Source organism: Sphingomonas sp. FG14, assembly GCF_057809675.1.
On sequence record NZ_JBMDKK010000001.1, the window covers coordinates 1533295 to 1560027 of the forward strand.

At 66.2% G+C, this 26733-nt stretch carries 23 protein-coding genes; 12 read left to right on the forward strand and 11 right to left on the reverse strand.

The window, feature by feature from the left end:
* Positions 1 to 187: 187 nt before the first annotated feature.
* Together ACODTA_RS07225 and ACODTA_RS07230 are read right to left on the reverse strand one after the other, a co-directional pair.
* On the reverse strand, positions 188 to 1156 hold the full coding sequence (locus ACODTA_RS07225; protein WP_489065183.1) for a FecR family protein: 969 nt from the start codon (positions 1154 to 1156) through the stop codon (positions 188 to 190).
* Positions 1128 to 1724, reverse strand: coding sequence for an RNA polymerase sigma factor (locus tag ACODTA_RS07230; protein ID WP_489065184.1), 597 nt, complete (start codon positions 1722 to 1724; stop codon positions 1128 to 1130). The genes ACODTA_RS07225 and ACODTA_RS07230 overlap by 29 nt, the downstream gene beginning before the upstream one ends.
* Before the next feature lie 116 nt (positions 1725 to 1840).
* On the opposite strand from ACODTA_RS07230, the gene ACODTA_RS07235 reads away from it, so the two are divergent.
* Positions 1841 to 2485, forward strand: a complete 645-nt coding sequence (locus tag ACODTA_RS07235; protein ID WP_489065185.1) for a TetR/AcrR family transcriptional regulator — start codon at positions 1841 to 1843, stop codon at positions 2483 to 2485.
* A gap of 6 nt (positions 2486 to 2491) precedes the next feature.
* On the opposite strand, the gene ACODTA_RS07240 is transcribed toward ACODTA_RS07235, so the two are convergent.
* Both ACODTA_RS07240 and ACODTA_RS07245 read right to left on the reverse strand, forming a co-directional pair.
* The gene (locus ACODTA_RS07240; RefSeq protein WP_489065186.1) at positions 2492 to 4948 is read right to left on the reverse strand and encodes a M20/M25/M40 family metallo-hydrolase; all 2457 of its coding nucleotides are present in this window, start codon (positions 4946 to 4948) and stop codon (positions 2492 to 2494) included.
* Positions 4949 to 5101: 153 nt separating this feature from the next.
* Positions 5102 to 6082: an alpha/beta hydrolase gene (locus ACODTA_RS07245; RefSeq protein ID WP_489065187.1), complete on the reverse strand. Its 981-nt coding sequence runs from the start codon at positions 6080 to 6082 to the stop codon at positions 5102 to 5104.
* 127 nt (positions 6083 to 6209) lie between these two features.
* On the opposite strand from ACODTA_RS07245, the gene ACODTA_RS07250 reads away from it, so the two are divergent.
* From ACODTA_RS07250 to ACODTA_RS07260, 3 genes are all read left to right on the forward strand, one after another.
* A complete protein-coding gene (locus ACODTA_RS07250; protein ID WP_489065188.1) occupies positions 6210 to 6911 on the forward strand; it encodes an RNA polymerase sigma factor in 702 nt (233 codons plus the stop codon).
* A complete protein-coding gene (locus ACODTA_RS07255; RefSeq protein ID WP_489065190.1) occupies positions 6908 to 7867 on the forward strand; it encodes a FecR family protein in 960 nt (319 codons plus the stop codon). The genes ACODTA_RS07250 and ACODTA_RS07255 overlap by 4 nt, the downstream gene beginning before the upstream one ends.
* An 80-nt stretch (positions 7868 to 7947) precedes the next feature.
* Positions 7948 to 10911 (forward strand): TonB-dependent receptor domain-containing protein, encoded by a 2964-nt coding sequence (locus tag ACODTA_RS07260; protein WP_489065191.1) that lies wholly within the window; start codon positions 7948 to 7950, stop codon positions 10909 to 10911.
* A gap of 130 nt (positions 10912 to 11041) precedes the next feature.
* Here the strand turns inward: ACODTA_RS07260 and ACODTA_RS07265 are convergent, their stop codons facing one another.
* The gene (locus tag ACODTA_RS07265) at positions 11042 to 11983 is read right to left on the reverse strand and encodes a carbon-nitrogen hydrolase family protein (protein ID WP_489065192.1); all 942 of its coding nucleotides are present in this window, start codon (positions 11981 to 11983) and stop codon (positions 11042 to 11044) included.
* Positions 11984 to 12123: 140 nt separating this feature from the next.
* On the opposite strand from ACODTA_RS07265, the gene ACODTA_RS07270 reads away from it, so the two are divergent.
* Positions 12124 to 13809, forward strand: coding sequence for a J domain-containing protein (locus ACODTA_RS07270; RefSeq protein WP_489065193.1), 1686 nt, complete (start codon positions 12124 to 12126; stop codon positions 13807 to 13809).
* Between the two features lie 52 nt (positions 13810 to 13861).
* Here the strand turns inward: ACODTA_RS07270 and ACODTA_RS07275 are convergent, their stop codons facing one another.
* On the reverse strand, positions 13862 to 14356 hold the full coding sequence (locus tag ACODTA_RS07275) for a DUF3291 domain-containing protein (RefSeq protein ID WP_489065194.1): 495 nt from the start codon (positions 14354 to 14356) through the stop codon (positions 13862 to 13864).
* A gap of 112 nt (positions 14357 to 14468) precedes the next feature.
* Here ACODTA_RS07275 and ACODTA_RS07280 point away from each other — a divergent pair, with 112 nt between their 5' ends.
* The 4 genes from ACODTA_RS07280 (at position 14469) to ACODTA_RS07295 (ending at position 17546) form a co-directional block, all read left to right on the forward strand.
* Positions 14469 to 15305 carry an EamA family transporter gene (locus tag ACODTA_RS07280; RefSeq protein ID WP_489065195.1) on the forward strand — a complete coding sequence of 279 codons (837 nt, stop codon included), beginning with the start codon at positions 14469 to 14471 and terminating at the stop codon, positions 15303 to 15305.
* 16 nt (positions 15306 to 15321) lie between these two features.
* Positions 15322 to 15861, forward strand: coding sequence for a hypothetical protein (locus ACODTA_RS07285; RefSeq protein ID WP_489065196.1), 540 nt, complete (start codon positions 15322 to 15324; stop codon positions 15859 to 15861).
* Between the two features lie 99 nt (positions 15862 to 15960).
* On the forward strand, positions 15961 to 16371 hold the full coding sequence (locus ACODTA_RS07290; RefSeq protein ID WP_489065197.1) for a hypothetical protein: 411 nt from the start codon (positions 15961 to 15963) through the stop codon (positions 16369 to 16371).
* Positions 16372 to 16469: 98 nt separating this feature from the next.
* Positions 16470 to 17546: an alpha/beta fold hydrolase gene (locus ACODTA_RS07295; protein ID WP_489065198.1), complete on the forward strand. Its 1077-nt coding sequence runs from the start codon at positions 16470 to 16472 to the stop codon at positions 17544 to 17546.
* Here ACODTA_RS07295 and ACODTA_RS07300 read toward each other — a convergent pair.
* From ACODTA_RS07300 to ACODTA_RS07315, 4 genes are all read right to left on the reverse strand, one after another.
* A complete protein-coding gene (locus tag ACODTA_RS07300; RefSeq protein ID WP_489065199.1) occupies positions 17521 to 18939 on the reverse strand; it encodes a M20/M25/M40 family metallo-hydrolase in 1419 nt (472 codons plus the stop codon). The genes ACODTA_RS07295 and ACODTA_RS07300 overlap by 26 nt on opposite strands.
* A 223-nt stretch (positions 18940 to 19162) precedes the next feature.
* Complete coding sequence (locus ACODTA_RS07305; RefSeq protein ID WP_489065200.1) at positions 19163 to 20878, reverse strand: amidohydrolase; 1716 nt, start codon at positions 20876 to 20878, stop codon at positions 19163 to 19165.
* A gap of 118 nt (positions 20879 to 20996) precedes the next feature.
* Positions 20997 to 21464 (reverse strand): PaaI family thioesterase, encoded by a 468-nt coding sequence (locus tag ACODTA_RS07310; RefSeq protein WP_489065201.1) that lies wholly within the window; start codon positions 21462 to 21464, stop codon positions 20997 to 20999.
* Positions 21465 to 21536: 72 nt separating this feature from the next.
* On the reverse strand, positions 21537 to 23642 hold the full coding sequence (locus ACODTA_RS07315; protein ID WP_489065202.1) for a TonB-dependent siderophore receptor: 2106 nt from the start codon (positions 23640 to 23642) through the stop codon (positions 21537 to 21539).
* 114 nt (positions 23643 to 23756) lie between these two features.
* On the opposite strand from ACODTA_RS07315, the gene ACODTA_RS07320 reads away from it, so the two are divergent.
* The 3 genes from ACODTA_RS07320 to ACODTA_RS07330 are packed head-to-tail and all read left to right on the forward strand — an operon-like array spanning position 23757 to position 25947.
* A complete protein-coding gene (locus tag ACODTA_RS07320) occupies positions 23757 to 24083 on the forward strand; it encodes a hypothetical protein (RefSeq protein ID WP_489065203.1) in 327 nt (108 codons plus the stop codon).
* Positions 24080 to 25672, forward strand: coding sequence for a PepSY-associated TM helix domain-containing protein (locus ACODTA_RS07325; RefSeq protein WP_489065204.1), 1593 nt, complete (start codon positions 24080 to 24082; stop codon positions 25670 to 25672). Before ACODTA_RS07320 ends, ACODTA_RS07325 begins: the two co-directional genes overlap by 4 nt.
* Positions 25669 to 25947 (forward strand): hypothetical protein, encoded by a 279-nt coding sequence (locus tag ACODTA_RS07330; protein ID WP_489065205.1) that lies wholly within the window; start codon positions 25669 to 25671, stop codon positions 25945 to 25947. The genes ACODTA_RS07325 and ACODTA_RS07330 overlap by 4 nt, the downstream gene beginning before the upstream one ends.
* 146 nt (positions 25948 to 26093) lie before the next feature.
* Here ACODTA_RS07330 and ACODTA_RS07335 read toward each other — a convergent pair whose 3' ends face one another.
* Positions 26094 to 26693: a hypothetical protein gene (locus ACODTA_RS07335; protein WP_489065206.1), complete on the reverse strand. Its 600-nt coding sequence runs from the start codon at positions 26691 to 26693 to the stop codon at positions 26094 to 26096.
* Between the last annotated feature and the right edge of the window lie 40 nt (positions 26694 to 26733).

A 26733-nucleotide genomic window follows, 5' to 3' on the forward strand; every position in this document is an offset into this window, starting at 1 on the left:
GCGTTCGGGCCTAGACGCGCGGCCGATTCCAAATCCGCTATCCGCTACTGAAAAAAATTTGAAATATATCCGGGGGCGAACCGAAGGCAGCGGAAATACTCTGGATTGCGCCGCCGCTTCACCCGCAATGCCTCTATCCTGTCATTCCCGCGCATGCGGGGATGACAAGGAAAGACGGATCGAAGCGTCAGCGCGACAGCCTCACCTCGCCCGGCCCGATCGTCGCTTTCAGCTCCAGGCTCGCGGCCGCCGCCTTTGCAAAGGTGACGGGATCGTTCGATGCGAACAGGCCGGTGATCTCCTCACGGCCGATGCCGGGATCCTCGATGATGATCCGCGTATCGCTGTAACGGCCGAATGCGGCGGCGGCCTGGGCCAGCGGCTCGCCTTCGAAGGCGATGCGGCCACTGCGCCACGCGGTCTCGCGATCGACCTCGGTCTGCGCGATCGCGACCGGCTGCGCCACCGCATGGCTGGTGACGATGCGCATGTTCGCGGTCATCCGCACCGGCCGGTGCGTCGCTGGTTGCGCCACCTCGACAATGCCTTCGCGCACCAGCACTTCCACCGGCGCGTCGTTCAGCCGCTTCACCGAGAAGCTGGTGCCAACCGCGCGGACGGAGGTGCCGCCGGCCTCGACGATGAACGGGCGCGCGGGATCCTTGGCGACATCGAACAGCGCCTCCCCCTCCTCCAGCGTCACCGTCCGCCGCGCATCGGCGAAGGCGACGCGGATGCGCGAGGCGGTGTTGAGCGTAACGGCCGATCCGTCCTCCAGCGTCACCACGCGCATCTCGCCCAGCCTGGTCTCGTAAACCGTGTCGCGCATCATCAGGCCGAGCCCGACCGCGCCCAATGCGGACGCCGCGACCGCCGATCCGCCCAGCCAGAACATGCGGCGGCGCGTGATCGGCGTGGCGGCGGACGGCTCCGCCTGCGCAAAGGCCTCGGGATCGAAATCGGGGCCGAGCGCCTTCGCGCTGTTCGACTGGAGCGCGACCGCGCGCATGCGCATGAACGCACCCAGCCGGCGCGCATCGCCCGCGATCCACGCGTCCAGCGCACCCTCGTCCGCCGGAGAGAGCGCGCCGCGATCGATCCGCGCCGCCCAATCGGCCGCGACGGCGTCAATCTCCTGGCTTGTCTCTCTGTGCATAAGTCCCGGCATTTCCTTCCGTTGTTTCCCTAGACGCGCCAGCGTCCGTTTTTCCACCCCTGCCGAGGATATCGGCGAGCCGGCGAAAGCCCTTGCTCATCTGTTTTTCGATCGTGCTTTCGGCGATGCCCAGTTCCCGCGCCACTTCACGCTGCGACATCGCCTTCACCCGGCGCAACACGAACACCTCGCGCGTTCGCGGCGGCAATTGCGCGATCGCCTCGGCCAGCTTGCGCAGTTCGTCGCGATCGGCGGCGACGGTTTCGGGATCGGGCTCGTCGGACACGAAGTCCATCGCCTCGAGCTGCGTCATCGAATGCATGGGCACCACGCGGGCATGGCGGATATGGCTGAGGATCACCGACCGCGCGGTGGTGATGAGGTACGTGCGCGGATTGCGGATCTCCTCCACCGACTGGGTGGTGCTCAGCCGCGCATAGGTCTCCTGCACGATATCGTCGATATCCAGCCCGTCCACCGGCCGCCGCGACAGCCAGGCGCGCAAGGCCGGCTCGTGCGGAAGCACGTTGCGGGCCAGCCACAGGGCGCGTTCGTCATAGCGATGCATAGCCCGCCAATTGATACGAAACCGCGCCCGCCGACAAGAGCATCGGCACGCGCGCATGGACAGCGCCCCCAATGCTATGACAATTAGCCTTTCCGAAAAGCGTCTGGGAAGGATTGATGAGCGAACGGACGCCGCGACGGCGGCTACGCCAGAACGAACCGGTCGGCACCCGCAGCCTGATCCTTGAGGAAGCGATGCGCCTGATCGCGCGCGACGGCGTCGAGGAGATGCGCCTGAAGGATATCGCCGATGCGGTCGGCATCCGGATTCCCTCCATCTACCGCCATTTCGAAAACCGCGAGGCGATCATCGCCGAGCTCGCACGCACGATGGTGGAGGAACTGGCGCAGTTCCTGAGCCCCGATCCCGCGCTCGATCCGGTCGCATGGATGGAAAGCTGGGCGCGCGGCCTCGTCTGGTTCTTCGCGAACAAGCCTGCCTATGGCCGGATGATCCTTCGTGACCTGGCGACGCCGGGCGGTTTCGGCCCGATCTCGACCGCGCTGGGCGCGGTCGAGGATACGCCCCGGCTCGACGGCGTCTCGCGCATGGTCGGCGCGCTGCGCGCCGCGCATCGGCGCGGCACCGCCGATGGTGTGTTCACGGCCGATCCCGATCCCGGCTTCTTCTCGATGATGTTCGGCACCGTGCTGGTGTCGCTCGTCTGGCCCTATTCGGGTTCGGCCACCGCGATCGGCGTGGCCGAACTCGAAAGGCTGCAATCGCGCGCGGCGTCGCTCGCACTCAGCCTGCTGCGATAGCGGCGATCACCAGGCGAGCTTGGACCGGGCGAGGATCATGCTCGTATCCGCCCGGCCGACCGGCACCACATTGGCGGGCCGCGCGGGCACCTTCGCGCCCGCCGGCCAGCCGTCGCGAACCTCGACCAGTTCCACCTCAAGCTGCCCGCGCGTACCCGGTGCCACCGTCAGCGTCACCGGATCGGTCCCACTGGCATAGAATGGGAATTGCGACCATTTGCCCGCGCTGAGCTTGCCCGGCAGCGGCCGGCCCTCCAGCGTCAGGCCCGCCATATCCGCTAAAGGCTTCATGAAGATCTGCAAGTAACGGCCGCCATTGGCATTGGCGACGCGCAGATTGATCCGCCGCGCGGCGCCCTCGCCGGCCATCGACAGATCGAGCATCGGGCGAACGAACGCCGATTGCCGCCCATGTGCCGCCAGCAGCGGATCCTTGAACAGCGGCTCCATCGGCCGGCGCTTCGCAGTGCCGCCATCCTGCTCCAGCACCGATTTCGTCCAGCCGAAGGGATCGAGCTTGGTGCTCACCCAATAGCTGGCGCGCTTGTCGATATCGGTCAGGTAAAAGGCCTGGACCAGTTCGGGCGTCGCCGATGTCGGCGTGCGCCCATGGATGCCGGTGAACACGCACAACAGCACGCCGGCCGCAAGCACGGCCGCCCCCGTCCAGGCAGATCCCCTGAGCGACCAGAACAGCGGCGCCAGCCCAAGCGCGGCCAGAGCGACGAAGGGCGTGACGATCATCGGCAGCATGGGGCCCAGCAGCACAAAGAAGCCATAGCTCTGCGTCGCCATCAGCCCGATGAGCAGGGCGGCCGCAACCGCGATGCCCGCCAGCGCAGACGTGCGCGACGCGCGTTCGGGCGCGAGCACGAGCAGCGCCGAGACGGCGGCCAGCGGCAGCAAGGGCCAGACTAATGCATGCGCGCCATTGGGCAGCGCAATCTGGAGCGCGACGGTGAACAGCGCGACCAGCGCGACCGCGCCCGCGAAGAACCCCGCAAGCCCCGCCGGCCGGCCGAAACTGACAAAGGCGAGCAGGGCCGCGACCAGCCCCACCGCCATCGCGACCAGGCTGAAGCTGCCGAGCACGCCGCACAGCAATCCCGCCCCGAGCAGCCAGAGCGCGGCCGCGCGACGCTTGCCATCGGCAGCCGCGCGCAGCAGCAGCACGCCCGTGCCGCCCGCGATCAGCCCGGCGGCGGCCAGCAGCCAGCCGAATTGCGCGATCAGCGCATAGGGCGAGGCGACGTCCTTCAGCAGGAAGGACGCCAGACGCAGTTCGACGAGCAGCGCGGTGGCGATGCCGAGCAGCAACGCCAGCAATCCGCCGGCACCCCGCGCCGCCTCTTTCCATGCGATGCGGCGCCGGGCAATGCCCAGCCCCAGCGCGCCGAAGGCGGTGCCGACCGCGACGAGCGCGAGCAGCCAGCCGAACCATGAGGGATAGGAGACGAAGGTCAGGCCCAGCAGATCGGCATAGACCATCTCGTCGAGGCTCTTGGGCAGTGTCCCCGCCTGCGCGAAGGCGCGCACCGTCGGCAGCACCTGATCGCCCATATGCTGCAGGCTGCCGACGCTCAGGCTCTCCGGCGTCGAGACCGGGGTGTGATAGGCCATCTGGTTGCCGGCAAAGGCGAAATTCAGCCCAGCATAACCCTTCATCAGCGGGATGGTGAGATCGGTGTCGTTGGGCATCCGCTTGTAAAGCGTCGCGGTGAGCGAATCCGCCGAGGGTGATTGCACGACGTCGCGATAGACCTCGATCAGCCCGCGGCTGTTGGGGCTGGTCTGGAACATCTGGCTGCGGCCATTGTCGCCGCGCGCCTCCAGGTTGATCACCAGACCGATGCGGCCGCGCAAAGGATCGTCATGGAAAAAGGCGCTCGCGCCGAGCAGCCCGGCTTCCTCGCCATCGGTCATCAGGAAGATCACAGAGCGCTGCAGCCCGCCCGACGCCTTGAGCGCGCGCGCCGTCTCCAGCGCGACGGCCACGCCCGACGTGTCGTCGCCCGCGCCCGGCGAATGCGGCACGGTATCGTAATGCGCCATCACCATCACGGCGGGCAGTTTGGGATCGCGACCTTTCAGTTCGCCGACGATGTTGCGCACGCGGCCGGCCAGCGCCAGATCCTTGAAATGCGGATGCGTCGTGATCGCGGTCTGCGTGCGCATTTGCGGATCGAGCCCCAGCGCCTGCATGCGCGTCATCAGATAGGCGCGGGTCTGCTCGATCTCCGCCGAACCGATCGGATGCGGACGCACCGCGATCGCGCGGACATCGTCCATCGCGCGTTCGGCCGAGAAGGCGCTGGCCGGCGCAGACCTGGGCGCGGGCGCCGGCAACGTCGTCGTGCCCCAGGCGAGAGCCAGGCCGATCGCGAGCGCGAGGCCGATCAGCAGCCAGTTGAGCGCCCCGCCCGTTCCGGCGTCCGCCTTCGTTCCCTGAGACACCTGATCCATCTTCCCGTCACCTTCATTGTCGCGACCCGCGCGGCGGATGCTAATCCAACTAGCTTGCCCGCCGGCGATCGTACACCCTACAATACCGGCCATATCGGCCGCCATCGCCGGCGATGGGCGGGGCATGCCATGCGGCTATATGGCCGGGGCCGATCAGCGCCCGCCGTTCGCCCCGGCGTCCGCCTTGGGAAATGCGAATGCGGCGAACGCGAAGCGGATGCCACGTGCCAGCGCGGCGGCCACGGTGCTGACATGGGTTTCGCCCCCGAAAAGCGCGAAATCCGCGACGAAGCCCGATCCGGACGGCAACTTCGCCAGACGGCCGGCCATTTCGCGGGCATTCTCCACGGTCCGTGCCTCGCGAACATATTGGGCATAGCCGGCACGATCGGCCTCGCCCGGCAACGGCAGGTCGAGCACCGTCTCTTCCAGTCCGCCGACGGTGATCAACAGCCTGGGCCCCTTGCCGCCTGCCGCGACGCGGCGCGCGAAATCCTTCTCGCGCGCCAGCAGATCGCCACCGCCCCAATAGATTGACGGGCTCGCCGCGACGATCGTGCGGAAGCTTTCGGGATGGGTGAAGGCAACGTCGAGCGCGAAGCGTCCGGCCAGCGAATGGCCGAACAATGCGGTGTCCGACGCGTCGATCCGGTAACGGCGCGCCAGTTCGGGTTCGAGTTCGCGCTTCAGGAATTGCAGGAAACGCGCAGCACCGCCGACGGGCGCGCCGCCCATCTGGCGGGCGACCAGCGCCTCCGCCCCCTTGGGCGCGTCGGGCGTCAGGTCCATCACCCGCTGCAACCGGCGGCGCTCGCGCGTGGCGGCGGGATCGTCGCCCAGCGGATAGCCAATGGCGACGACCAGCGCACCGCGCGTTTCCATGCCCAGTTCCTGGATGCGCGCCATATCGGTCGCCGCACCGAAATATCCGTTGCCGTCGAGGACATAAAGAACCGGAACGCCCGCCGCAGGCACGCCGGAGACCGGCTCCGCGACCGAGATCCTGTAGGTTGCCCCGGTCGCTTCGGAACGCATGTCCCATTCGGCGGAGCCTGGCACGACCGCGCCGGCCTGCCCCGCCGGCAGTGCGGCCGCGATCGCCGGATCACCGAGTACACACAACTGCGCGGTCATCAAAGCTAATGCGATTCTGGTTTTTGTCTTTGCCACCACCCCAAAAACTCCTCTTCACTGGCCGATTTACGAATTTAAGCTAATTTATATAGCCTAATGCTGGGCAAGCCGATTCGATGCGGCCCGCATGAGCGCAAGACAATCGGGATCATCCGAACCCTGTGCCGATCCCCGCGCCGGCCATCAGCGCGCGCGCACCGGCATTTTCGAAACCAAGGGTTTTGCCGCGCTCGATTGTCGTCGGAGCAGGAGGCACATGGTCGAGCGCAGCGAAGTCAAATCATGGTTCTGCCGGGAAGTGCTGCCGCTCGAGCATGTCCTGACGGCGTTCCTGCGCCGCAACTGGCGGACGGGCGAGGACATCCCGGACTTCCGGCAAGAGGTCTATGCCAGGGTCTTCGCGGCCGGATGCCAGGAACTTCCACGCAATGCCCGCGCCTTCGTCTTCACCACGGCGCGGAACCTGCTGATCAACCATGCGCGCCGCGCGGCGATCATCTCCTTCGAACTCGTGGCGGATCTGGAGGAGGTTCCCGCCCCCGCGGAGGAACTGACGCCTGAACGCCATGCTGTCGCGCGCGACGAACTGCGGCATGTGCGCGCCGCCGTCGCGCGTTTGCCGGCGCGCTGTCAGGAGATTGTGATGTTGCGTAAAGTCGAGGGCATGTCGCACCGCGACATCGCCGCACATACCGGCCTCAGCCTGAAGACGGTGGAAGCGCATCTGACGCGCGGCATGCGCGGCCTGGCGGACATGATGCGCGAGGGAATCGAACCCGCCGATCCGGGCACGGTTCATGGCGCCGGGGCACGGAGCCGGGGCGCATGAAGACGGCCGCGATCATCGAGCAGGAAGCCGCCATGTGGCTGGCCCGCCAGGACGGCGGCGACTGGAGCGCGGGCGACGACGACGCGTTCGCACGCTGGCTGGGCCAGTGCATCGAGCATGAGGTTTCCTTCTACCGGCTCGAAAGCGCCTGGCGCGCGGCCGATCGGCTGACGGCGCTCAGGGCGCCCGCCCGCGCGACCGCTCGCCCCCGGCGCCTGCACGTCTGGTGGCCGATGGCGGTCGCGGCATCGCTGCTCCTGCTCTGCGTGCCGGCGCTGCTCCTCCATCGATCGACGCAGGTCACGGCGCCCGAACGGTTCGCGACGGCGCGCGGCGGCCATTCGGCGGTGCCGCTGGCCGACGGATCGCGCGTCGAGCTCAATACCGACACGGTGATCCGCGCGGAGATCGCGAACGACCGGCGCCGCGTGTGGCTCGAACGCGGCGAGGCCTTTTTCGATGTTGCGCACGATCCGGCCAGGCCTTTCGAAGTGCTGGCGGGCTCGCATCGCGTGATCGTCGTCGGCACAAAATTCTCGGTGCGGCGCGACGGTGTGGATATGCGCGTCAGCGTGCTCGAAGGGCGCGTTCGCGTCGAACCCGTCCAGCCGGCCGTCGCGGGCGTGGCCCCGCTCAGATTGCTCGGCCCCGGCGACCAGGCGATGGCGTCGGGCACGAACGCACTGATCCTGCCCAACTCGCAGGACCGTGTCACGGCCGCGCTGGGCTGGCGGACCGGCACCCTGCTGTTCGACCGGACGGCGCTGGCGGACGCCGCCGCGGAATTCAACCGCTATAATCGCAGGCAGTTGCGCATCGGATCGGGCGCGCTGGACCGGATGACGATCAGCGGCCGGTTCGACGCCGACAATGTCGATGCCTTCGCGCGCCTGCTGGGCAAGGCTTATGGCCTCAGGATCCGCGAAACCGCCGACACGCTGGAAATCAGCGAATGAGGACCAAGGGTAATCCGCCCCTCGCCTGTCCAACCTTGCAGGGCCGCCCTGGAGCCGCCCGTCAAAAGGGGGGAAGACCGATGAATTCCAGCCATGTATTTCGCAACATCCTGGCCGCCGGCGTCGCCGTCATCGCGGTATCGACGCCAGCGCACGCGCAGGACCGCGCATTTTCGGTTCCGGCCGGCGATCTCAAGACCGCGCTCGACAGCTTCAGCCGCCAGGCCGGCATCCAGATCATCTACAAGCCCGACGAGGTGAGCGGCGCCCGGACGAGGGGCATTCGCGGCGTCGTGGCGGCGGACGCCGCGCTCGCCCGGATCCTGGCGGGCAGCGGCTTCGTCGCCGAACGCGATTCCTCCGGCGCGATCGCGATCACTCGCGCCACGGAAACGCAGGCGACGGGCGCGGCCGCCGAGGACGAGCAGGATGCCGCGATCGTCGTGACCGCGTCGCGCGTCGAACGCGCCGGCTTCGCCCAGCCGACGCCGACCACGGTGCTGGGCAAGAGCGAGATCCGCCAGGCCGCGCGCGCCAATCTCCAGCAGGTGCTGAACGATCAGCCGCAATTCCGGCCGACGATCAATCCGGCCGTCACCGTCGGCGGCACGCTGACCGGCGTGGCGCCCGTCGACCTGCGCGGGCTGGGCAATGTCAGGACGCTGGCCTTGCTCAACGGCCGCCGGTTCGCCGGCGAGAACAACCTGAATTTCGTGCCGACCGGCCTGGTCGAACGCGTCGAGGTGGTGACCGGCGGCGCATCCGCCGCCTGGGGATCGGGTGCGGTCGCGGGCGTCGTCAACATCATCCTGAACGACGATCTCGACGGGTTTTCCGCCGGCGCGGCCAGCGGCATCTCGTCGCGCGGCGACGCAGCCCGCCTCAGTTTCGACGCCAGCTTCGGCACGCGCTTCGCCGGCGGGGCCGGCCATTTCATGATCGGCGCCGAATATGTCGATGACAATGGCATAGCGGACCGCAATTCGCGGCCCAATCTCGGCAGTTCTGGCATCGTGCGCGTTTCGCCGGGCAGCCTGACCGATCTGCGCACGCAACTGGCGCGCGACGTCAACGCCTATCAAAGCCATGGCGGCGTCATCGCCAGCGGCATACTGGCGGGGCAGACCTTCAATGACGACGGGACGCTGCGCCCGTTCAGCGGCCCCAATGCGCAGGGCGTCGGCGGCAGCGACGCCGTCGGCCTGTACGACGATCTTTACGCCGCCTCCCCCTTCGAACGCTTCAACGCCTATGCCCGTGCCAGCTACGAGATCGGGAACGCCAAGCTCTGGGCCGATGTCGCTTATGGACGAGCGACCTCCAGCTATGTGTTCTTTCCCGATTTCCTGATCGCACCGCTGACGATCCAGGCAAGCAACCCGTTCCTGTCCGCCGGCATCCGCAACCAGCTCGCCGCCGCCGGCCAGACCAGCTTCACCCTGTCGCGCGTGTTCATGGACGTGTTCCCGATGCGCTTCGGTTCGGTCCGCGAAAACAAGGAAGGCGCGATCGGGATCGAAGGCCGCTTCGGCAAGGACTGGAAATACAGCGCACATTACAGCCATGGCGAAGTGGACACGCGCTCGCGGTTCGAGAATTCCAGGATCGCCGCCAATTTCGCCAGGGCGATCAATGCGGTTTCGAGCAACGGCCAGATCGTCTGCGCGGTGAATGCCGATGCGATCGCGAGCAACGACGATCCCGCCTGCCGCCCGATCAACCCGTTCGGTGAAGGCAACAATACGCCCGAAGCGCTCGCCTATGTGCGCGGCACGCAGGTTTCGAATGTCGTGACGAAGCTGGATTCGGCGGGGTTCGAGATCCAAGGCGACCCCCTGTCGCTCTGGGCCGGCCCCGTCACCATCGTCGTCGGCGCGGAAGCGCGGTGGGAGGAGCAGATCGGATCGCGCGGGACGCTCGACGCCGCCGGCGCCTTCGGCCTGCCGGGTTTCGGCGCGCCCGTATCGGGCGGGTTCAGCGTGAAGGAGGGCTTTGGCGAGATCGTGGTGCCGCTGATCAATGCCGAAGGCGCGGTGAAGGCGGATCTCAACGGCGCGGTCCGCTATTCGGATTACAGCACCAGTGGCGGCATCTGGTCGTGGAAGGCCGGCGCCACATTGCGGCTGTTCGACGATCTGCTGCTGCGCGCCACCCGATCGCGCGACATCCGGTCGCCCAATGTCAGCGAACTCTTCTCCAATCGCGCGATCGGCATCGGGCCACTGGTCGATCAGGATACGGCCGGCCGCACCGGCACGCCGGGCTATAATCCGAACCCGGCGCAGGTGACGACCTATGGCGGCGGCAATCCCGATCTGGTGCCGGAGATCGGCAAGACGCTGACGCTGGGCGCATCCTATGCGCCTTCCTTCCTCAAGGGCTTCGACATCTCGGTCGATTATTACGACATCAAGGTGAAGGGGGCGATCGCCACGCTCTCCGGATCGAACCTCACCTTGGCATGCGCACGCGGCAGCGCTCCCGCCTGCGCGCGCATTACCCGCGACGCCACCGGCACGGTGACGCAGGTGCTCTCCAACGCGCAGAACATCGCGAGCTTCGAAACGCGCGGCCTCGATTTCGAGGCGTCCTATTCGGTCGCGCTGGACCGGATCGAGGCGAGCCTGCCGGGCACGCTCCGCTTCCGCGTGCTGGCGACCTATGTCGACCGCTTCATCTTCGATACCGGCCTCACCCGCGTCGATACGGCGGGCGATGCCGGCGACGCCACCGCCAACGCCATGCCGCACTGGCGGGGTGTGCTCAGCGTGAATTACCAGAATGACCGGCTCGGGCTCGACGCCCGGCTGCGCTATATCGGCGGCGGAAAGTTCAACCACCTCCTGACCACGTTGATCGACAACAGGGTGGATGCGCGGACCTATGTCGACATCGGCGCGCAATTCAAGGTGGCCGATCGTTTCACGCTGTTCGGCAACGTCAGCAATCTGTTCGACGTCAAGCTGCCGATTACCACCACCAGCAGCATCTATTACGACACGGTGGGCACCATGTTCACGGCCGGGGCACGGGTGAGTTTCTGAACGGGCCAGCGCGACCGCAAAACCCAATCGTCATGCCGGCGAAAGCCGGCATCTCCCGCAAGGCAAGGTGCGATCTGGCCGGGAGATCCCAGCGTTCGCTGGGATGACGCGGGTTGGGCGGAGCCCTTCCTCAGCCGGCCTCGTCCGGATCGACGCGCATCGCCACCCCCGGCCGGGGCGTCTCGTTCACCCGCAGTTCGAAGATATCGGGCCGCGCATAATGGCCGACGACATCCAGATCGTAGCGCGCACCGGCCAGTTCCGCGACATCGATCGTCGCGGTGATCAGCGCCGTCTCCATCTCGATCGGGCCTGCGAGCACATCGCCCAGCGGGCCAACGATCATGCTGCCGCCACGGATCAGCGGGCGATCCGCCTCCCATCTGTCGGCCTGCGTGCCCAGTTCTCCGGGCGAGGCCATCACCTGGCAGGCGCTGACGAGGAAGCAGCGCCCCTCATGCGCGATATGGCGCATGGTGCTGCGCCAGACGTCGCGATCGTCGACGGTGGGCGCGCACCAGATCTCGACATTCTTGGCATACATCGCCGCGCGGAACAGCGGCATATGATTTTCCCAGCAGATCGCGGCGCCCAGGCGGCCCGCGCGGCTTTCGACCACCGGCATGGTCGATCCGTCGCCCTTGGCCCAGATCAGCCGCTCCAGCCCCGTTGGCATCAGCTTGCGATGCCTGGCGACGAGCCCCCGGCCGGGCTCGATGAACAAGGCGGTGCAATAGAGCGTCGATCCCGCGCGCTCGATCACGCCGAGAACGATCGCGGCGCCCGTGCGATCGGAGAGGCCGGCCAGCGCCGCCACTTCGGGCCCGTCGAGATCGACGGCATTGGCATGGTAGCGCGCGAACGCCGCCCGCCCCTCGGGCAGGCGATAGCCCAGCCGCGTGCCGAAATCCTCGCCCTTGGGATAACCGCCGAGCAATGCCTCCGGCATCACCACCAGCGACGCCCCCGACGCGGCGATCTCCGCCTCGAAGCCGAGAATGGCCTCCAAAGTGGCGGCCTTGCCGCGCGGGTCCGAGCCGATCTGGAGAGCGGCGACAACGGTGGTTCTCATGTGGCGGGCTTAACTTCGCGGCATATGGGGTCAAGCGGTGATTGGACGGCTTGACGAACTGTGATGCCAGATAGTGGATGCGCGGGATCCACATGCCATAAGGGCATCGTACCGAACGAGATCGATAGCGAACATTCTCAATGAGCCGGAGCGACTGCTGGTCCATCCTGAATCTGGAACCGACCGAAGATATGCGGGCGATCAAACGCGCCTATGCCCGGGCGCTCAGGGCGATCGACGTCGATCGGAATCCCACTGCATTCGGCGAGCTACGCGACGCGTTCGAGGATGCGAAGTTCAGGGCGCTTTATGGCGACTATGACGATTGCGATCTCGAAGACGAACACATGTCGGACACCGAGGATGATCCGTCCGTACCGAATCAGCCCGGCACTCCATATCGTGAAGCCCCAAGGGAACTGATCGATCCGGGCGATCTCGAACTGGCGCCCGCCGGCATCGATGATCGGTTCGCGCGGTTGGACAGGCTGCTGTTCGAAACCGACGAAGCTGCTCCGACCGATATTGACGATGCCGTCCGCTCGATCGTTTCGAACAATCATATGGGCGATCTCGATTTTGCGATCGATACCGAAAATCGGCTTGCGGCCGTGCTCGCCGAGGCGGTTCCGCGATCCGATCCCGCCCTGGCCACGGCGATCAACGCTTTTGGCTGGCATCGCCGCGAGCGCGATTGGAAGCTCAGCCCGGCCGTCGCACAGGTCATGCAGCGCTATCGCGACTGCTTCTATCTGGCGAAGATTGCGAAACCGGACAGTTTCTATCGCAATGCCTATCGACGGCTTGCAAAGCCGCCGCCAGGGCACTGGTCGCCGGCGCACTGGTTCGGCCTGTCCGCTATACGCGACCTGCTCAGCGAGATCAGAAGCGAACACCCCACGGTCGAGCTCTACCTGAACCCCGACTCGGTTCTGTGGTGGGAAGGACGCGCCGCACCGATGGCGTCCGGTTCCAGGACCATGATCGCCGGGCTGATCGCGAAGGCGGCCGCCGCTGTTGCCGGAGCGATGCTGTGGGACACGCATCGATTGTGGGGGGCGCTGATCGGTATCTGGGCAGCCACGGGCTGTCAGAGCCTGATCATATTCCTTGTTCGCACCTATGCGAACGCACGGGTGAGCGCTCTCATCGCCTCGCCGGACGAAGATCGGCGTGCCGTCGCGCTCGACATTTTCTGGCTGGCCGGACTACCGACCATTGCGCTGTTATCGACGGCGATTCCGTTTACGCTGGCGGGTATTCTTCTGCTTGGCCTGATGGCGATCGGGCTTGCCGCGCTGGCAACAATACGCGGCATCGTACCCGGTCGCGCCAATGAGTCGGGCGGAGCGCTCTTCCCCTTTCTCGCATCGACCTGGTGGCTGGCGGCCTATGTCTTCATTCCCCGGCCATTATGGTGGCAAGGCCTGATTCCCGTCCTTGCTCTGTGCTGGGCGGGGTTTTTCGGCATTGGACGGATCGGCAAATATGTCGACACGATGCATCTATGGCATCATCGCACGGCGATTGGTGCTCATATGCTGCTGGCGCCGATAGCCGCCATCGCCGTGCAAGGTTATCCGGCGCTCGGAGCGGCAGCCGTATCGGCGTGGACGGTCGCGCACTATGGTCTTTCGGCCCGGCTCGCGTCCTGGCAGCTCTCGCTGCCCGCCTTCTATATCATCGGCTTCGTCATCTACCAGATCCTGGGCTTTACCGCCCGCGCCGATATGCCTCATCTGACGATGACGATCCTCGCCTGCCTGCTCGTCGGCACCGGCACCATCCGCCTCATTCTGATGTGGCGGGAATTGCGGCTCGCATGATCATCACGCCCGCGCCATCGCCCCGTCGAGCCAGGGCAGGCGCCGGTTAAAGCTAGGCGCAACGATCCAGCAGTGGCGTCGCCTGCCCGGTGCCCGGCGGACCGAAGGGTTGTGCGAAGGTGAAGGCGTCCTCACTCGGCCCGCGTTGGCGCAGCAGCTCCAGCCGCGCCTTGCCTTCGGCCGGCGTCGGGCGATGGCCGGCGGGAACCCACCAGAGCGTCATGAAGAATTCCATGCGCTCGAACCATTCCTTGCGGCGGCGCATGATCTCCAGATGCGCGGGATCGCGATAGGTAAAGGCCGCGAGCGCGTCGATATCGGTCCAGGTCGACATGTTGACGATCATGTCGGGATCGTCGAACGCCTGGATATCGGTGGCGTTGCCGCCCTCCCCCACCAGCCGCCAGACGAAACCGGGGGTCGCTTCCGCGATCGCGTTCACGCGGTCGAGATTGGCGATGAAATCGGCATTGACCGGATCTGCCATCGGCACGCGGAACCGCGCGATGTTGATCTGCGCCAGGTGATGGTCACGGGTTTCGGGCACGGCGTCCTGCTCTCCAGCATCGATGGCGCAGCAATGCACATCCCCGGCGACCTTGCATAGCCGTCCACGTCTGATACCGCTTCGGCCCCCGCAATCATCGCCTGGCCAAACCATGCCGATCGCCGTCTTCGGACTGATCCTGTTCGCCGCCCTTTTGCACGCGACGTGGAACGTGATCGTGAAGCGCGGCGGAGACACGCTGCTGACGACGGTGCTGGTGACGACCTCAGCGGCGCTGGTCGCGGCGGCCGCGCTGCCGCTGCTGGCCGCGCCCGCCCCGGCAAGTTGGCCGTTCATCGCGGTCTCGGCGCTGTTCCAGATCGTCTATTTCATCCTGGTCGCCGCCGCCTATCGCGTCGCGGACATGAGCCAGGCCTATCCGCTGATGCGCGGCGCGGTGCCCCTGCTCGTCGCGCTGGCGAGCGCCGCCTGGATCGGCGAGCCGCTGTCCGCATCCGCATGGGCCGGCGTGGCGGTGCTGTGCGCGGGCATTTTCGGCATGGCGGCGGACGGGCGGCACGGCGGCAACCGGGCGGGGCTGCTGCTGGCATTGCTCAATGCGGTGGTCATCGCGGGCTATACGGTGATCGACGGGCTGGGCGTGCGGCGCTCGGATGCGCCCGCCGCCTATACGATGTGGATCTTCCTGCTGACCGGCCTGCCGCTCGCCGCCTGGGCACTGCTGGCGCGGCGGCGCGCCTTCATCGATTATACCGCGCGCAACTGGCATCTGGGGCTCGCCGGCGGCATCGGCACGCTGGCATCCTATGGCCTGGCGCTGTGGGCGATGACGATGGCGCCGGTGGCGGTGGTCGCGGCGCTCAGGGAGACATCGATCCTGTTCGGCGTCGCGATTTCGGGCCTGGTGCTCAAGGAACGCGTCAGCGCCGCACGGATCGCGGCGGTTTGCGTGATCGCGGCGGGCGCGGCCATATTGCGGATGAACTGAAATGCGGACGATGAAGATGCAGAGATCGATCGCGGTGCTGATCGCACCACTGCTGCTGGCCGCCTGCTGGGAAGGGGAGCCCTGGTACGCCACCAGCGAAGGCCAGGCCGCCATCCCGCCGGGCGACTATCGCCTGGTTGAGCCAGGCGCGCCGCCGGAGGGCGACGAGGTCCTTCGCGTGGCCATGAACGACGATGGCAGCCAGTCGATCACCGCCGAAACGCCGTGGCGCATCGTCAGCGTGCCCTTCGGGCCGGCCGCCGACCGGCGCTATCTCGTCCAGACCCAGAAGATGGACGGCAAGGGACATGACGACGGCGCGCTGTTCCTGCTGCTGGAGGTGCGCGAGGAACGCTATATGGTCACCGTGCTGCCCTGCGGCGGATCGGTGCGCGCCGCGGTCGAGCGCGCGGGCGGCTTCGTGGCGACCGATCCCAACAGCGCATCGACCTGCAATTTCACCGACCGGCCGTTGCTGGAGGCGCAGTTGAAGGCCTTTCTCGTCACGCCGGACCGGAAGGAGCCGGATATGGAACTGGTTCGGGTCGCCCGCTGACCGGACGTGAAGCGGCGCGGCTGCGGAACGCGTTTATTCAATCCATAGCCAATGGTCGATGAACATCAAAAATACACTATTCCGGTCCAAATTCTCGACATGAGCAAGACAGTCCTCAAAATCGTGTTGGCCGGTTGTTCTACAATGCTTTGGACATCGACCCATGCGTGCACGGTAGCGCGCGCGCAAACTTCCAATCTGATGACAACATTGCCGAACAATCTTGCAGTTTTACTAGCGAAGAAACCCAACCCCCTTGTTCTCGATATAGAAGTGACCAGCGTGCAGCCCATCGATGGATGGAAGGCGTTCTTGACGGCGCGCGTCAGATCCGTGCTGCTCGGGCATTTCTCGGGCCGTGATATCACCATCGAACATTCGCGCCCAACAAGCTGCGATCAGACGCCGACGGTCGGTGAGTCCGGCATTATCGGGGGCTGGATGGTCAGCAACAAATCCAGCGGCGTGCGTTTGGTAACGCCAACTCTCGGCGACTGGATCGGCGAATAGCCTTCGCAAACGTCAAGGAACAAGGCTCAAGCTTGGGAATCCATGGCATCGACAGCTTTTCGCGCCGATGCCATATCACCGCCCGGGGAGAATGGACGATGCGGTTTTCAGCGTTTGCGGCAATTCTGGGTTTCGCTTCTCCGGCAACCGCGCTGGCGCAACCTTCGCCGCCCGCGACGCCCGATCCCCTGCTCGCCCCCTATGTGAAACCCGGCATTCTCGCGAAACTGCCCGATGGCCGCCGCATCCACCTGAAATGCCTGGGCAGCGGATCGCCCACCGTGATCATGACGGCGGGGCTCGGCGACTGGGCGCAGACCTGGCGCAACGTCCAGCCTGCGGTCGCGCGCGACAATCGCGTCCGGGCCTGCGCCTGGGATCGCGCGGGCTTCGGCTTCAGCGACGGCAGCAGGATCGAACAGGGTGTCGACACCACCACCTCCGATCTCGAAGCCGCGCTCAAAAGCGCCGGCATCAAAGGGCCCTACATCCTCGTCGGCCATTCGATGGGCGGCTATGAAACGCTGCTGTTCAAGGATCGCCACCCACGGGAGGTGATCGGCATGGTGCTGGTCGATCCCAGCATCCCGCACCAGGAAGCCCGCCAGAAAAAGGCAGCCCCCGCGCTCCCCGTCTTTGCGGAGGAAATCTATGCGGGCATGCGGAAGAAAGCGCGCGATTGCGCGGCGGCGGTGGCGAGCGGCACGCTGACCCCGACCTCTCCCGACCCCGAAGAGTGCCTCGCCTATCCGCCCACTTACCCGCAGGCGCTCACCAAGGCGCTGAAGACGCGCGACATGGATCAGGCGCGCTGGGCAGCGACGATCTCGCTCACCGCCAATTTCGCGCGCAGCACCGAACTGGTCGCCAAGCCCGCGCGCAATTACGGCGCGATGCCGCTCATCGTCCTGTCCGCCGGGAAGATGCAGCAATTGCCACCGAACACGCCCCAGGCCGTATTCGACCAGATCCCCGCCTTCCAGGCCGATCTCGCCCAGGCGCATCGCCAACTGGCGGCGCTCTCGTCACGCGGCGAAAACCGCCGCGTCGCCGACAGCGCCCATTATATCCAGGACGAACGCCCCGATCTTGTGATCGCCGCGATCCACGATGTCATCGCGGGGCACGGAAAACGGCGCGATAACCCATTCAAGGCTGGTTCGCGTACGCCTTGACCAGATCGTAGAGGAATTCGCGGCCGACCATCACCGATCGGATCGCCCGGCGTTCGTTCAGGCCGTGGGCGCCATTGCCGTCGGGATCGCCCCAGCCGCCGGGCACGCCATAGGTGGGGATGCCGATCGGCGCCAGGAACGTGGCGTCGGTGGCGCCCGTCGACATTGACGGGATCAGCGGCACACCGGGAAAATAGCGCGCGACCAGCTTTTCCGCAGGTCCCATGATCTTCGGGTCGAGCGGCGGGGTGACCGCGATCGGGCGCAGCCGCCCGACCAGCGTGACGCTCACCTTGGGATCGCCGATCGCCTTTTGCAGCGCGGCGCGCGTCGTATCCTGGTCCTCGCCCGGTATGATCCGGCAATTGATCGTCGCCTTGGCGCGCTGCGGCAGCGCATTGGCGGCGTGCCCCGCCTCCGCCATGGTCGCGACGCAGGTGGTGCGCAACATCGAATTGAAGCCGCGATCCTTCGAAACGATCGCCTCCGCCGCCTTGTCCGCCGGATCCTGCGCGAGCCGCACCATCGCCTGGCCGAGTTCGTCGCTGCGCGCCGCCCCCGCCTTGGCGAAGAAGGCGCGCGTCGTATCGTTGAAGCGGATCGGGAATTTATGGGCCCGCACCTTCACCAGCGCGTCGGCCAGTTCGTAGATCGCATTGTCGTCGACCGGGATCGAACTGTGGCCGCCGGGATTGGTCGCCTCCAGATCGAAGCTGCGATTGGATTTCTCGCCCACCTGCATCGATTGGGTGACGACCTTGCCCGTGCCGTCGGTACGGCCCCCGCCCCCTTCGTTGAGCGCGAATTCCGCCGCGATCAGGTCTGGCTTGTTCTCCGCCAGCCATTGCGCGCCGTTCATCCGCGCGCCCGATTCCTCGCCGCAGGTGAGCGCCATCTTGATCGTGCGCTTCGGCTTGAAGCCGTCCTTCTTGAACCGCGCCATCGCATCGACCCAGGCGGCGACCATCGCCTTCATGTCCGATGCGCCGCGGCCGTAATAATAGCCATTTTCCTCGATGAACTTGTACGGATCGCGCTCCCAGTCCGCGCGCCGCGCATTGACGACGTCGAGATGGCCGAGCAGCAGCATCGGCTTCGCCGTCTTCGACGTACCCGGCAGCACCGCGACCAGCCCGCCGTCGAGCGGGAATTGGTCGAGCTTGAACAAGGTCAACTGATCGTCGGCATAGCCCGCCGCCTTCAGATGCGCCGCCATCTTCTCGGCCGCCAATGTGCAGCTTCCCGTCGCGACCGACGTGTCGGTCTCGATCAGCTCCTTGTAGAGATCGCGGAACGCGACCTGATCGGGCCGCAGCTCGGGCGACTGCGCCAGCGCCGCACCGGCGGAGGAGATGAGCGCGCATGCGCTGACGGCGGCGAACAGATGCTTCATCGGTATTCCCCCGGATCGATTGGCCGAGCCAAGGGCTATGGGGCGGCCGCGCGGCTGTCAAACGGGTTGCGCGCGCCCTCTTGTTGCCCCCTCCACCTGTCATCCCCGCGAACGCGGGGATCCAGCTATTCCGTGAGACATCCGGAAAAGAAGAAGAAGCTGGATCCCCGCATGCGCGGGGATGACACGGCAAAGAGTAACCCGGACTGTGGAGCGCCGCCCCTCACCCCTCGTAAACCGTCCTGCCCCCCGTCACCGTCCGCAGCACCTTGATGCCGATGATCTTCTCCGGATCCGCCTTTTGCGGATCCTCCGCCAGCATCACGAAATCAGCGAGCTTGCCCGGCGTGATCGATCCCTTGATCGCTTCCTCATGATTGGCGAAGGCGCCGTTCCAGGTGCTGATCCGGATCGCCTCCGCCACGCTCACGCGCTGCTTCGCGCCCCAGGTCTCGCCGTTCCAGCCCTTGCGCGTCACCATGCCCTGGATGCCCATCAGCGGCGCGAACGGGCCGGGGAAATAATCGGAGCCCGCCGCCGCCGGGATGCCGGCATCCAGGAAGGACCGGAACGCCATGCAGTGATCCATGATCTCCGCGCCGTAGAAGCCGAACTTGTCGGTGTTGTAATAGGCATAGCTGGTGAAGGGCGCCGGGATCGCGCCGATGGCCTTGATGCGGCGCACCAGATCCTCGTTCACCATCGTGCAATGCGTGATCTTGGGCCGGCTGTCCGCCACCGGCATTGTGGTGAGCGCACGTTCATAGGCGGTGAGCGTCGCGGCGATCGCGCGATCGCCATTGGCATGGCAGTTGAGCCTTATGCCCGCGCGGTGGACGCGCTCCACCCAGGCGTTCAGAGCATCCTGTGTTTCCACCAATATCCCGTAATTGGGCGGGTTTGATCCGACATAGGGCCTGGACATCGCCATGGTGCGTTCGGAAAAGGATCCGTCCACCGCATGTTCGGCGGTCGCGCCCAGCCGGATCCAGTCGTCACCGAAGCCGCTCTTGATGCCGTTCCGGATCATCCCGTCCAGCAGGTCGCCCGCCACTTCGAAGCTGACGCGGTGGCGAAGGTCTCCGGCGGCGCGGACGGCCTGCAGCGCGACGAGATCGTCATATTGCGCGGTGCTCGATTGCACACTGGTGACGCCGTAGCGGACAAGCTGTTTGGAGAAATGCGCGGCGGCGGCGCGGGCGCGTTCCTCCTTCTGCGCCGGCGTGAATTCGGGCGCCTTGCCGACGGTGTAGAATATCTGGTTGGCGCGTTCGGCGGCACGGCCGGTCAAATCCCCCCTGGCGTCGCGGAAATATTCGCCGCCCGGCGGATTGGGTGTATCGCGCGTGATCCCGGCCAGTTCGAAGGCCTTGCTGTTGTACCAGCAGGTATGGCCGCCGCGATGGCGCACGCGGACCGGATGCTCGGTCGAGACGGTGTCGAGATCCTGGCGGGTGAGCGGGCGCCCATCCTTCACCTTGGTATCGTCGTAAAAGGCGCCGTCGATCCACACGCCCGGCGGCGTTTCCTTCGCGCGCTGGCGCAACCGGTCGAGGATCGTCGCGATCGTCATGAACTCGACCTCGAACGGATTGCCGACGACGACGTCGTACAGCGCCGCATGGCCGCTGGCATGAATATGCGCGTCGATAAAACCGGGCACCACCGTCGCGCCGGCCGCGTCGATGCGCTGCGTTGCAGGGCCGGCATAGCCCTTGATCTCGTCATTGGTGCCGACCGCGACGAAACGCCCGTTCTTGACCGCGAAGGCCTGCGCGCCCGGCTGTTCGGGATCGACCGTCCAGACATTGGCGTTGAACACGATCAGGTCCGGCGCCGCCGATCCCCGCGCCCAGCCGCTGCCGGGCAGGCCGATCATGCCCATGCCGAAACCCGCCCTCGCGATGAAATCGCGCCGGCTGTGGATCAAGTCACCCATCATTGCCCCCTCGCATCCGTGCCCGTGCCATCGCCGGGCCGCTTCGCATCAGTGATAACGCGATCGCGGGCGCTGTCACGTGGCCGTCGCGCCGATCCACGACATGAGCGGCAAAAGCTCAGTCGCTGATGCCGTCGCGTCCGGCGATCACCATCAGTGTGGCGGTGAGATAGGCGACCAGCCGTTCCTTGCCCTCGCTCTCGGCGACGATATCGGTCTGCGCGAAGATCAGCGTCCTGCCCGCCTTCACCACCCGCCCCCTGGCGCGGATCAGCTCGCCCGTTGCGGGTGCAAGCAGGTTGATCTTGAATTCGGTGGTGAGCACGCCGCTGCCCGCCGGCATCACGCTGAGCGCGGCATAGCCCGCCGCCGTATCGGCGATCGCGCTCAGCGCGCCGGCATGGACGAAGCCGTGCTGCTGCGAAACGGACGGCCGTGGCCGCAGCAATATCTCGACGGCGCCCGGCGAGACATCGCCGAGTTCCGCCCCCAATGTGGCCATCAGCCCCTGCTTGGCGAAGCTTGCGGCGACACGATCCGCGGCCTCCGCTCCGCCGTTTCGATCATCTGCCCGATGCGTATCCATCACCCAGCGGTGGCAGGAAGCGCGCGTCGCCGCAATGGCGATGACGCCCGGCGGGACCGATCGCCGCCACGCTCAGAAGCGGACGCCCATCGTCGCCATCACGTTGCGCGGCGCCGCCATGAAACAGTCGCCGCGCGCCAGGCACGACGCGAAATAGCGCTTGTCGAGCAGGTTGGTCGCGTTGATGGCGAAGCGCCATTTGTCCCACGTGATCTCCGCCAGCGCATCCACCGTCGTGCGAGACGGCGTAACGACCGTGTAGAGCGTGCCCGCCGGGATGGCGGGATTGAGCCCATAGGGATCGAGCCCGCCAGTCGACTTGCTCTTGCCGCTATGGACGACGCCTGCGCCCAGCCGCAGCCGCGCGCCGTCGGCGACGCCGAAGCTCTTGGTCGACCAGATCGACGCGGTGTGGCGCGGCATATAGTCGAGGCTGGTGTTCACCTCGGACCGCAGCTTGCTGTATCCGTAATTGACCAGCAGCTCGAAATCGCCGGGCAGCGTATGGCTCGCCTCGATCTCGATACCCTTGGTCTTCAGCTCGCCCGATTGGGTGGTGGCGCCGTTGCTCAGATAGAGTACGCGGTTGCGCTCCTTGATGTGGAAGGCGGTCACCGTCACCAGCGTATTGCGCCCGGGCTGCCATTTCACGCCCCCTTCGAACTGGGTGCCGGTCTGCGGCACGAAGGGGTCACCGATGCTGCCGTCCGGGTTGGTCAGCGAGCCGGCGATCGGCAGGAAGCTTTCAGTGTAACTGAAAAAGGGCGAGAAGCCCGCGCCGATCTCGCCGATGACGCCCGCGCGGAACGTGGTGGCATTGTCGGTGTTGCCCGACGATCCCGTCACATGGTCGCGGCGTGCGCCCAGCACAACGGAGACGCGGTCGAAGAAGCGGATCTGGTCCTGCACATAGATGCCGAGTTGCTTCTGCGACTCGTAGAAGAACGGCCCACTGGGATCATAGGTGAGCAGCGCATCATAATCGATGTCGTAAAGGTCCACGGTTTCCGGCGTCGTGACGGCATAGCGCTTGCCGACCCTGTTCCAGCTATAATCAATGCCGACGAGCAGCTTATGCTCGATATTCGCACCGGTGTTGAAGCTGAACTGCAGGTTGTTGTCGGTGGAAAACACGTTCATCCGCGCGTCGCTGGCGTCGGCGGTCATGCCGATCGTCCGGCCGTCGGTACCGTAGACCGAGAAAGGATTGGTCGGATAGCTGTAGCTGTCCGCATAATGCGTGAAATATTCGAGGTCGCTGTCGATATAGCGCGCCTTCAGGCTCAGCCGCACGGCGTCGGAGAACTGGTGGGTGATGGCGGCGCCGCCCTGCAGCGAGCGGCCGTTATAGCGATCCCACCCCGCCTTGCCGACAAAGGTGTAGCGATCGAGCCGGCCGCCGGGATTGCCCGGGTTCGGGCGGAAGGTGCCGACGATCGGCAGGAACTGCGACGTCGATCCGGTATCGTCCTCCTGATAGAGGCCGGTCAGCACGATGTCGGTCGCGGGCGTGGGCTGCCAGCGGATCGAGGGCGCGAACATCACGCGATCGTCGGGCACGTGATCGACATAGGTGTCTGCGTCGCGGACGCGGCCGACCGCGCGGATCGCCAGCGTGTCGGACAGCGCGATGTTGATGTCGCCCAGCGCCTCCTTGCGGTCGTAGCTGCCATAGACCAGGTTCAGCTCGCCGCCCGTCCGGAACTCCGGCGTCTTGGAAACGAGATTGACGAGCCCACCGATCGATCCCTGGCCGAACAGCACCGAAGCCGGGCCGCGCACGATCTCCACGCGCGAGAAATTATAGGGGTCCGAGGTGATGCTGGCATAATAGGAGAAGATGTCGCGCATGCCGTCGCGGAACTGCAGCGCATCGAGCCCGCGGACGTTGAAGCCGTCGACGCGCGTGTCGCGGCCATAGGGATTGGCGAGTACGCCGGCGGCATATTTCACCGTATCGCTGATGCTGATCGCGCCCTGCGAGATGAACTGTTCCGATGTGACGATGGTGATCGGCTGCGGCAGCTCGACCAGCGGGGTCTCGGTCTTGGTGCCGGCAATGGCGCCGGTGACGACGATATCGTCCTGGTCTTCGCCAGCAGGCACATTGTCGTCCGCCCATGCCGCCTGGCTGACCAGCGCGCCCGCCAGCCCCGCCATAAGGATCATTCTCGCCATTTCGCGCCCTTTTTATTCGCTGAGTCCGGAATTCGGCTCGAACTATATTATTGCGAAGAATTATCAATAGCATTTTTCTTGCTAATGAAACGCATCCGATTTACCCCGGCCACCATGCGCGATCAGATGGAAGCAGTGCGGCCCCGCTCCCGGCGCCGATGGGCGCGGATCCTCCTCGCCGGGCCGGGCGCGATCATCGTGGCACTGACGCTGCTGGCCGGCATGCCGCTATGGTTGCCCGGCGGGGCGGCCGGCATCGACAATCTCGCCTTCCCGCTCGTCTTCGCCCCGCTGATCTGGGCGATGCTGTTCTTTCATGCCTGCCTCGATCGCAGCATCGCCCGCGTGGCGCTGGTCGCCGCCGCGCTTTTCCTGGTTCATGGCGGGCTGATCGCATCGCGCTTCATCGGCCAGGCGCCGGTTACGGAGAAGGCCGGATGATCCATCTCAAGAAGGATGAGACCAAGGCGATGGTCGCGGTGCACGGCTGGTCCGGCATCCTGCTCGGCCTGCTGCTCTATGCCGTGGTGCTGACGGGCACCGCCGCCGTCTTCGCGCAGGAAATCGGTGCATGGTCGGCGGGCCATGTCACCACGCTTTCCGCCTTCGAAAAACCGATCGACGGCAGGGTCCGCCAGCTCTCCGCAATAACGCCGCCCGAATATCGCGAGGCGGTCAACCTGTTCGAGATCGGCGATCATGGCCTGGGCGTGTTCTTCCACCGCGACGAGATCGACGCGAAGGGCATGCCAACGGAGCGTGGCATCTATTATCAGCTCGACACGTCGGGCCACCTCCTCCGCACAGTAAAGGGCTTCAGCGAGGATATCTTCGGCCCGCGCAACGACGATGCGCTCAGCAGTTTCCTGGTCGACACCCATGTCCGCCTGCATGTGCCCAACCCCTGGGGCCTGTTGCTGACCGGCATATTGGGCCTCGCCATGCTGGTCGCTGCGATCTCCGGCCTGCTGATCCACCGGCATCTGTTCAAGGACATCTTCACCCTGCGCCGCCGCGCCAATCCGGTGCTGGTCGACCGCGACAGGCACAGCGTAGCCGGTACTTGGAGCCTGCCCTTCGCCTTCGTCCTCGCCTTCACCGGCAGCTTCTTCTCCTTTTTCGGCACCATCGGCGTGCCCGTGGTCGCGATGGCCGCGTTCGGCGGCGATGTGGAGGCGTTGAGCGAGGCGGTGTTCGGCAACCCCGGCACGCCCGATCCGCGCCCGCTTGCCATCGGTAATCTCGATCGCATCGCCGCCGACGCCGTCCGCCGCACCGGCGAGGCGCCCACCTTCATCGCGGTCGAGAATTTCGGCCGCGCCGATGCGCAGGTGACGACCTTCCACAATCCGAAGGCCAGCGATATCGAACCCGTCTCGCTGCTCTATCATGGCGCGACCGCGACCTTCGAACGCGCCAAGCCGACCGTGGGGACGCGCCCATCGGCGGGCGGAACGATCGCCGGGATCATGGGGCCGCTGCATTTCGGCAATTTCGCGGGCCTGCTGTCCAAGGCGATCTGGTTCGGGCTGGGCTTCGCCGTGTGCTACGTCACCTTCACCGGCATGCGGCTCTGGGTGGTCCGGCGCAGGGCGGAAGCACGCTCGCTCGCCTGGCTGGAACGCTCGCTGACGGTCGTCGGCTTCGGCCTGCCGCTCGGGCTTCTCGCGTCCGCCGCCGGATTCCTGGTCGCGATGCCGCTCGGATCGGCGGTGTACTGGACGACAGCCGCATTTCTGATCGCATCGACCGCCGCGATCCTTGCGGGCTTTTTCGCGCGCTCGAACGAGGCGCTCACGCAGATGCTCAAGGGCGCGACCGGCGCCGTCGCGCTCATCCTCCCCCTGTTGCGTCTCGCGATCGCGGGCGGCCCCGGCTGGAGTGAGGCCGTCGCGGTCGGCCAGCCGATCATCGCCGCGCTCGACATCGCCTTCCTCATCGCCGGCGTCTGGCTGCTCCATGGCTGCTGGACGGCGTTTCGCACGCCGGACCGGCCCTTTCCGGCCATCGCCGCGGCGGCCGACGCATGACGATGATCTACACGGCGCTGGGCGCCCTCGCCCTCTCGGCCATTCCGATCATGCTCCTGTGCATGGGCGATCCGAAGCGTCGGCGGACCATCGGTATCAAGGGCGACGGGATGGCCACAAGGCAGCGGCGTTTGCTCGCGGCGGCCGCCTGCATTCCTGGCGTCGCCTGCATATGGGTCGGCGATGCACCGGCCTTTCTGATGTGGCTTGGCGGATGCGCATTGCTGGGCTGGGCATTGGCGGCCTGTTTTCGGGGCCGTGGCGAGCCCGGATAGGATCATCCGGCGGGAAACCGATGCCCGCCTTTCGAGCCAAGGCCCTAGAGCGGGCTGCGCGAAACATGAACCACGCAGCCGACTCTAGATGTTTGTGATCGCATCGTTTTTACGGAAAATCGGTTCCCACTTTTCCGCACGATGCTCTAATGCGTCCAGTCGAACGTCAGCGTTTCGAAATGCCAGCGCAGCTGCGCGGGGGACGCACCGTCGACATCGTTGACGCGCCGCAGCACCGCCTTGCCCTCGATCCGCACCGGGCGACTATCCTTGTCCTTGCCCGTGATGGTGACGGGCGCGGTGTAATAGCTCGAGCCGGCGGCGCCCTCCATCGTGCCATCGGGAACGGCGACCATGGTTTCGCTCAGATCCGCGAAATTGGCGGCGAACGCCGTTCTGCTCCACTTTCGCTTGTCGGTCGGGCCGAGCATCGCCCAGGCCCGCTCATAATCGCTCCGCTCGATCGCGTGCGCGAAGGCAAGCAGGATGTTGCGCGCACCCTTGACGCCGGCTTCGGCCTCCGGGGTGAGTCTTGGCGGCCCGGCGTCCGCACCCGACGCTCCCGTAACGGCCGGGTCCTCGCGCGACGCCGCCGTTTCCAGGCCGGCATTCGTTTCGGTGACGGGCGGCGCGACGGGTTCTTCCGGGCTTCGGCTTCGCTCGCACGCCAGCAGCAGCAGCGATACGGGCGCGAGCGCCGTGCAGATCTTCATCCTGTCCATGCGCTTCAGAACCACAAAGGCCATCCGGTCGTTCCATCGGCGCGGGCACCCCTGCCCCACCCCG

What these genes read in the sequence shown, in the direction of transcription:
- ACODTA_RS07225 (WP_489065183.1), bottom strand. Translation starts at nt 1,156, where the DNA reads ATGCACAGAGAGACAAGCCAGGAGATTGACGCCGTCGCGGCCGATTGG.
- ACODTA_RS07230 (WP_489065184.1), bottom strand. Translation starts at nt 1,724, where the DNA reads ATGCATCGCTATGACGAACGCGCCCTGTGGCTGGCCCGCAACGTGCTT.
- ACODTA_RS07235 (WP_489065185.1), top strand. Translation starts at nt 1,841, where the DNA reads ATGAGCGAACGGACGCCGCGACGGCGGCTACGCCAGAACGAACCGGTC.
- ACODTA_RS07240 (WP_489065186.1), bottom strand. Translation starts at nt 4,948, where the DNA reads ATGGATCAGGTGTCTCAGGGAACGAAGGCGGACGCCGGAACGGGCGGG.
- ACODTA_RS07245 (WP_489065187.1), bottom strand. Translation starts at nt 6,082, where the DNA reads ATGACCGCGCAGTTGTGTGTACTCGGTGATCCGGCGATCGCGGCCGCA.
- ACODTA_RS07250 (WP_489065188.1), top strand. Translation starts at nt 6,210, where the DNA reads ATGAGCGCAAGACAATCGGGATCATCCGAACCCTGTGCCGATCCCCGC.
- ACODTA_RS07255 (WP_489065190.1), top strand. Translation starts at nt 6,908, where the DNA reads ATGAAGACGGCCGCGATCATCGAGCAGGAAGCCGCCATGTGGCTGGCC.
- ACODTA_RS07260 (WP_489065191.1), top strand. Translation starts at nt 7,948, where the DNA reads ATGAATTCCAGCCATGTATTTCGCAACATCCTGGCCGCCGGCGTCGCC.
- ACODTA_RS07265 (WP_489065192.1), bottom strand. Translation starts at nt 11,983, where the DNA reads ATGAGAACCACCGTTGTCGCCGCTCTCCAGATCGGCTCGGACCCGCGC.
- ACODTA_RS07270 (WP_489065193.1), top strand. Translation starts at nt 12,124, where the DNA reads ATGAGCCGGAGCGACTGCTGGTCCATCCTGAATCTGGAACCGACCGAA.
- ACODTA_RS07280 (WP_489065195.1), top strand. Translation starts at nt 14,469, where the DNA reads ATGCCGATCGCCGTCTTCGGACTGATCCTGTTCGCCGCCCTTTTGCAC.
- ACODTA_RS07285 (WP_489065196.1), top strand. Translation starts at nt 15,322, where the DNA reads ATGCAGAGATCGATCGCGGTGCTGATCGCACCACTGCTGCTGGCCGCC.
- ACODTA_RS07290 (WP_489065197.1), top strand. Translation starts at nt 15,961, where the DNA reads ATGAGCAAGACAGTCCTCAAAATCGTGTTGGCCGGTTGTTCTACAATG.
- ACODTA_RS07295 (WP_489065198.1), top strand. Translation starts at nt 16,470, where the DNA reads ATGCGGTTTTCAGCGTTTGCGGCAATTCTGGGTTTCGCTTCTCCGGCA.
- ACODTA_RS07300 (WP_489065199.1), bottom strand. Translation starts at nt 18,939, where the DNA reads ATGAAGCATCTGTTCGCCGCCGTCAGCGCATGCGCGCTCATCTCCTCC.
- ACODTA_RS07305 (WP_489065200.1), bottom strand. Translation starts at nt 20,878, where the DNA reads ATGGGTGACTTGATCCACAGCCGGCGCGATTTCATCGCGAGGGCGGGT.
- ACODTA_RS07310 (WP_489065201.1), bottom strand. Translation starts at nt 21,464, where the DNA reads ATGGATACGCATCGGGCAGATGATCGAAACGGCGGAGCGGAGGCCGCG.
- ACODTA_RS07315 (WP_489065202.1), bottom strand. Translation starts at nt 23,642, where the DNA reads ATGGCGAGAATGATCCTTATGGCGGGGCTGGCGGGCGCGCTGGTCAGC.
- ACODTA_RS07320 (WP_489065203.1), top strand. Translation starts at nt 23,757, where the DNA reads ATGCGCGATCAGATGGAAGCAGTGCGGCCCCGCTCCCGGCGCCGATGG.
- ACODTA_RS07325 (WP_489065204.1), top strand. Translation starts at nt 24,080, where the DNA reads ATGATCCATCTCAAGAAGGATGAGACCAAGGCGATGGTCGCGGTGCAC.
- ACODTA_RS07330 (WP_489065205.1), top strand. Translation starts at nt 25,669, where the DNA reads ATGACGATGATCTACACGGCGCTGGGCGCCCTCGCCCTCTCGGCCATT.
- ACODTA_RS07335 (WP_489065206.1), bottom strand. Translation starts at nt 26,693, where the DNA reads ATGGCCTTTGTGGTTCTGAAGCGCATGGACAGGATGAAGATCTGCACG.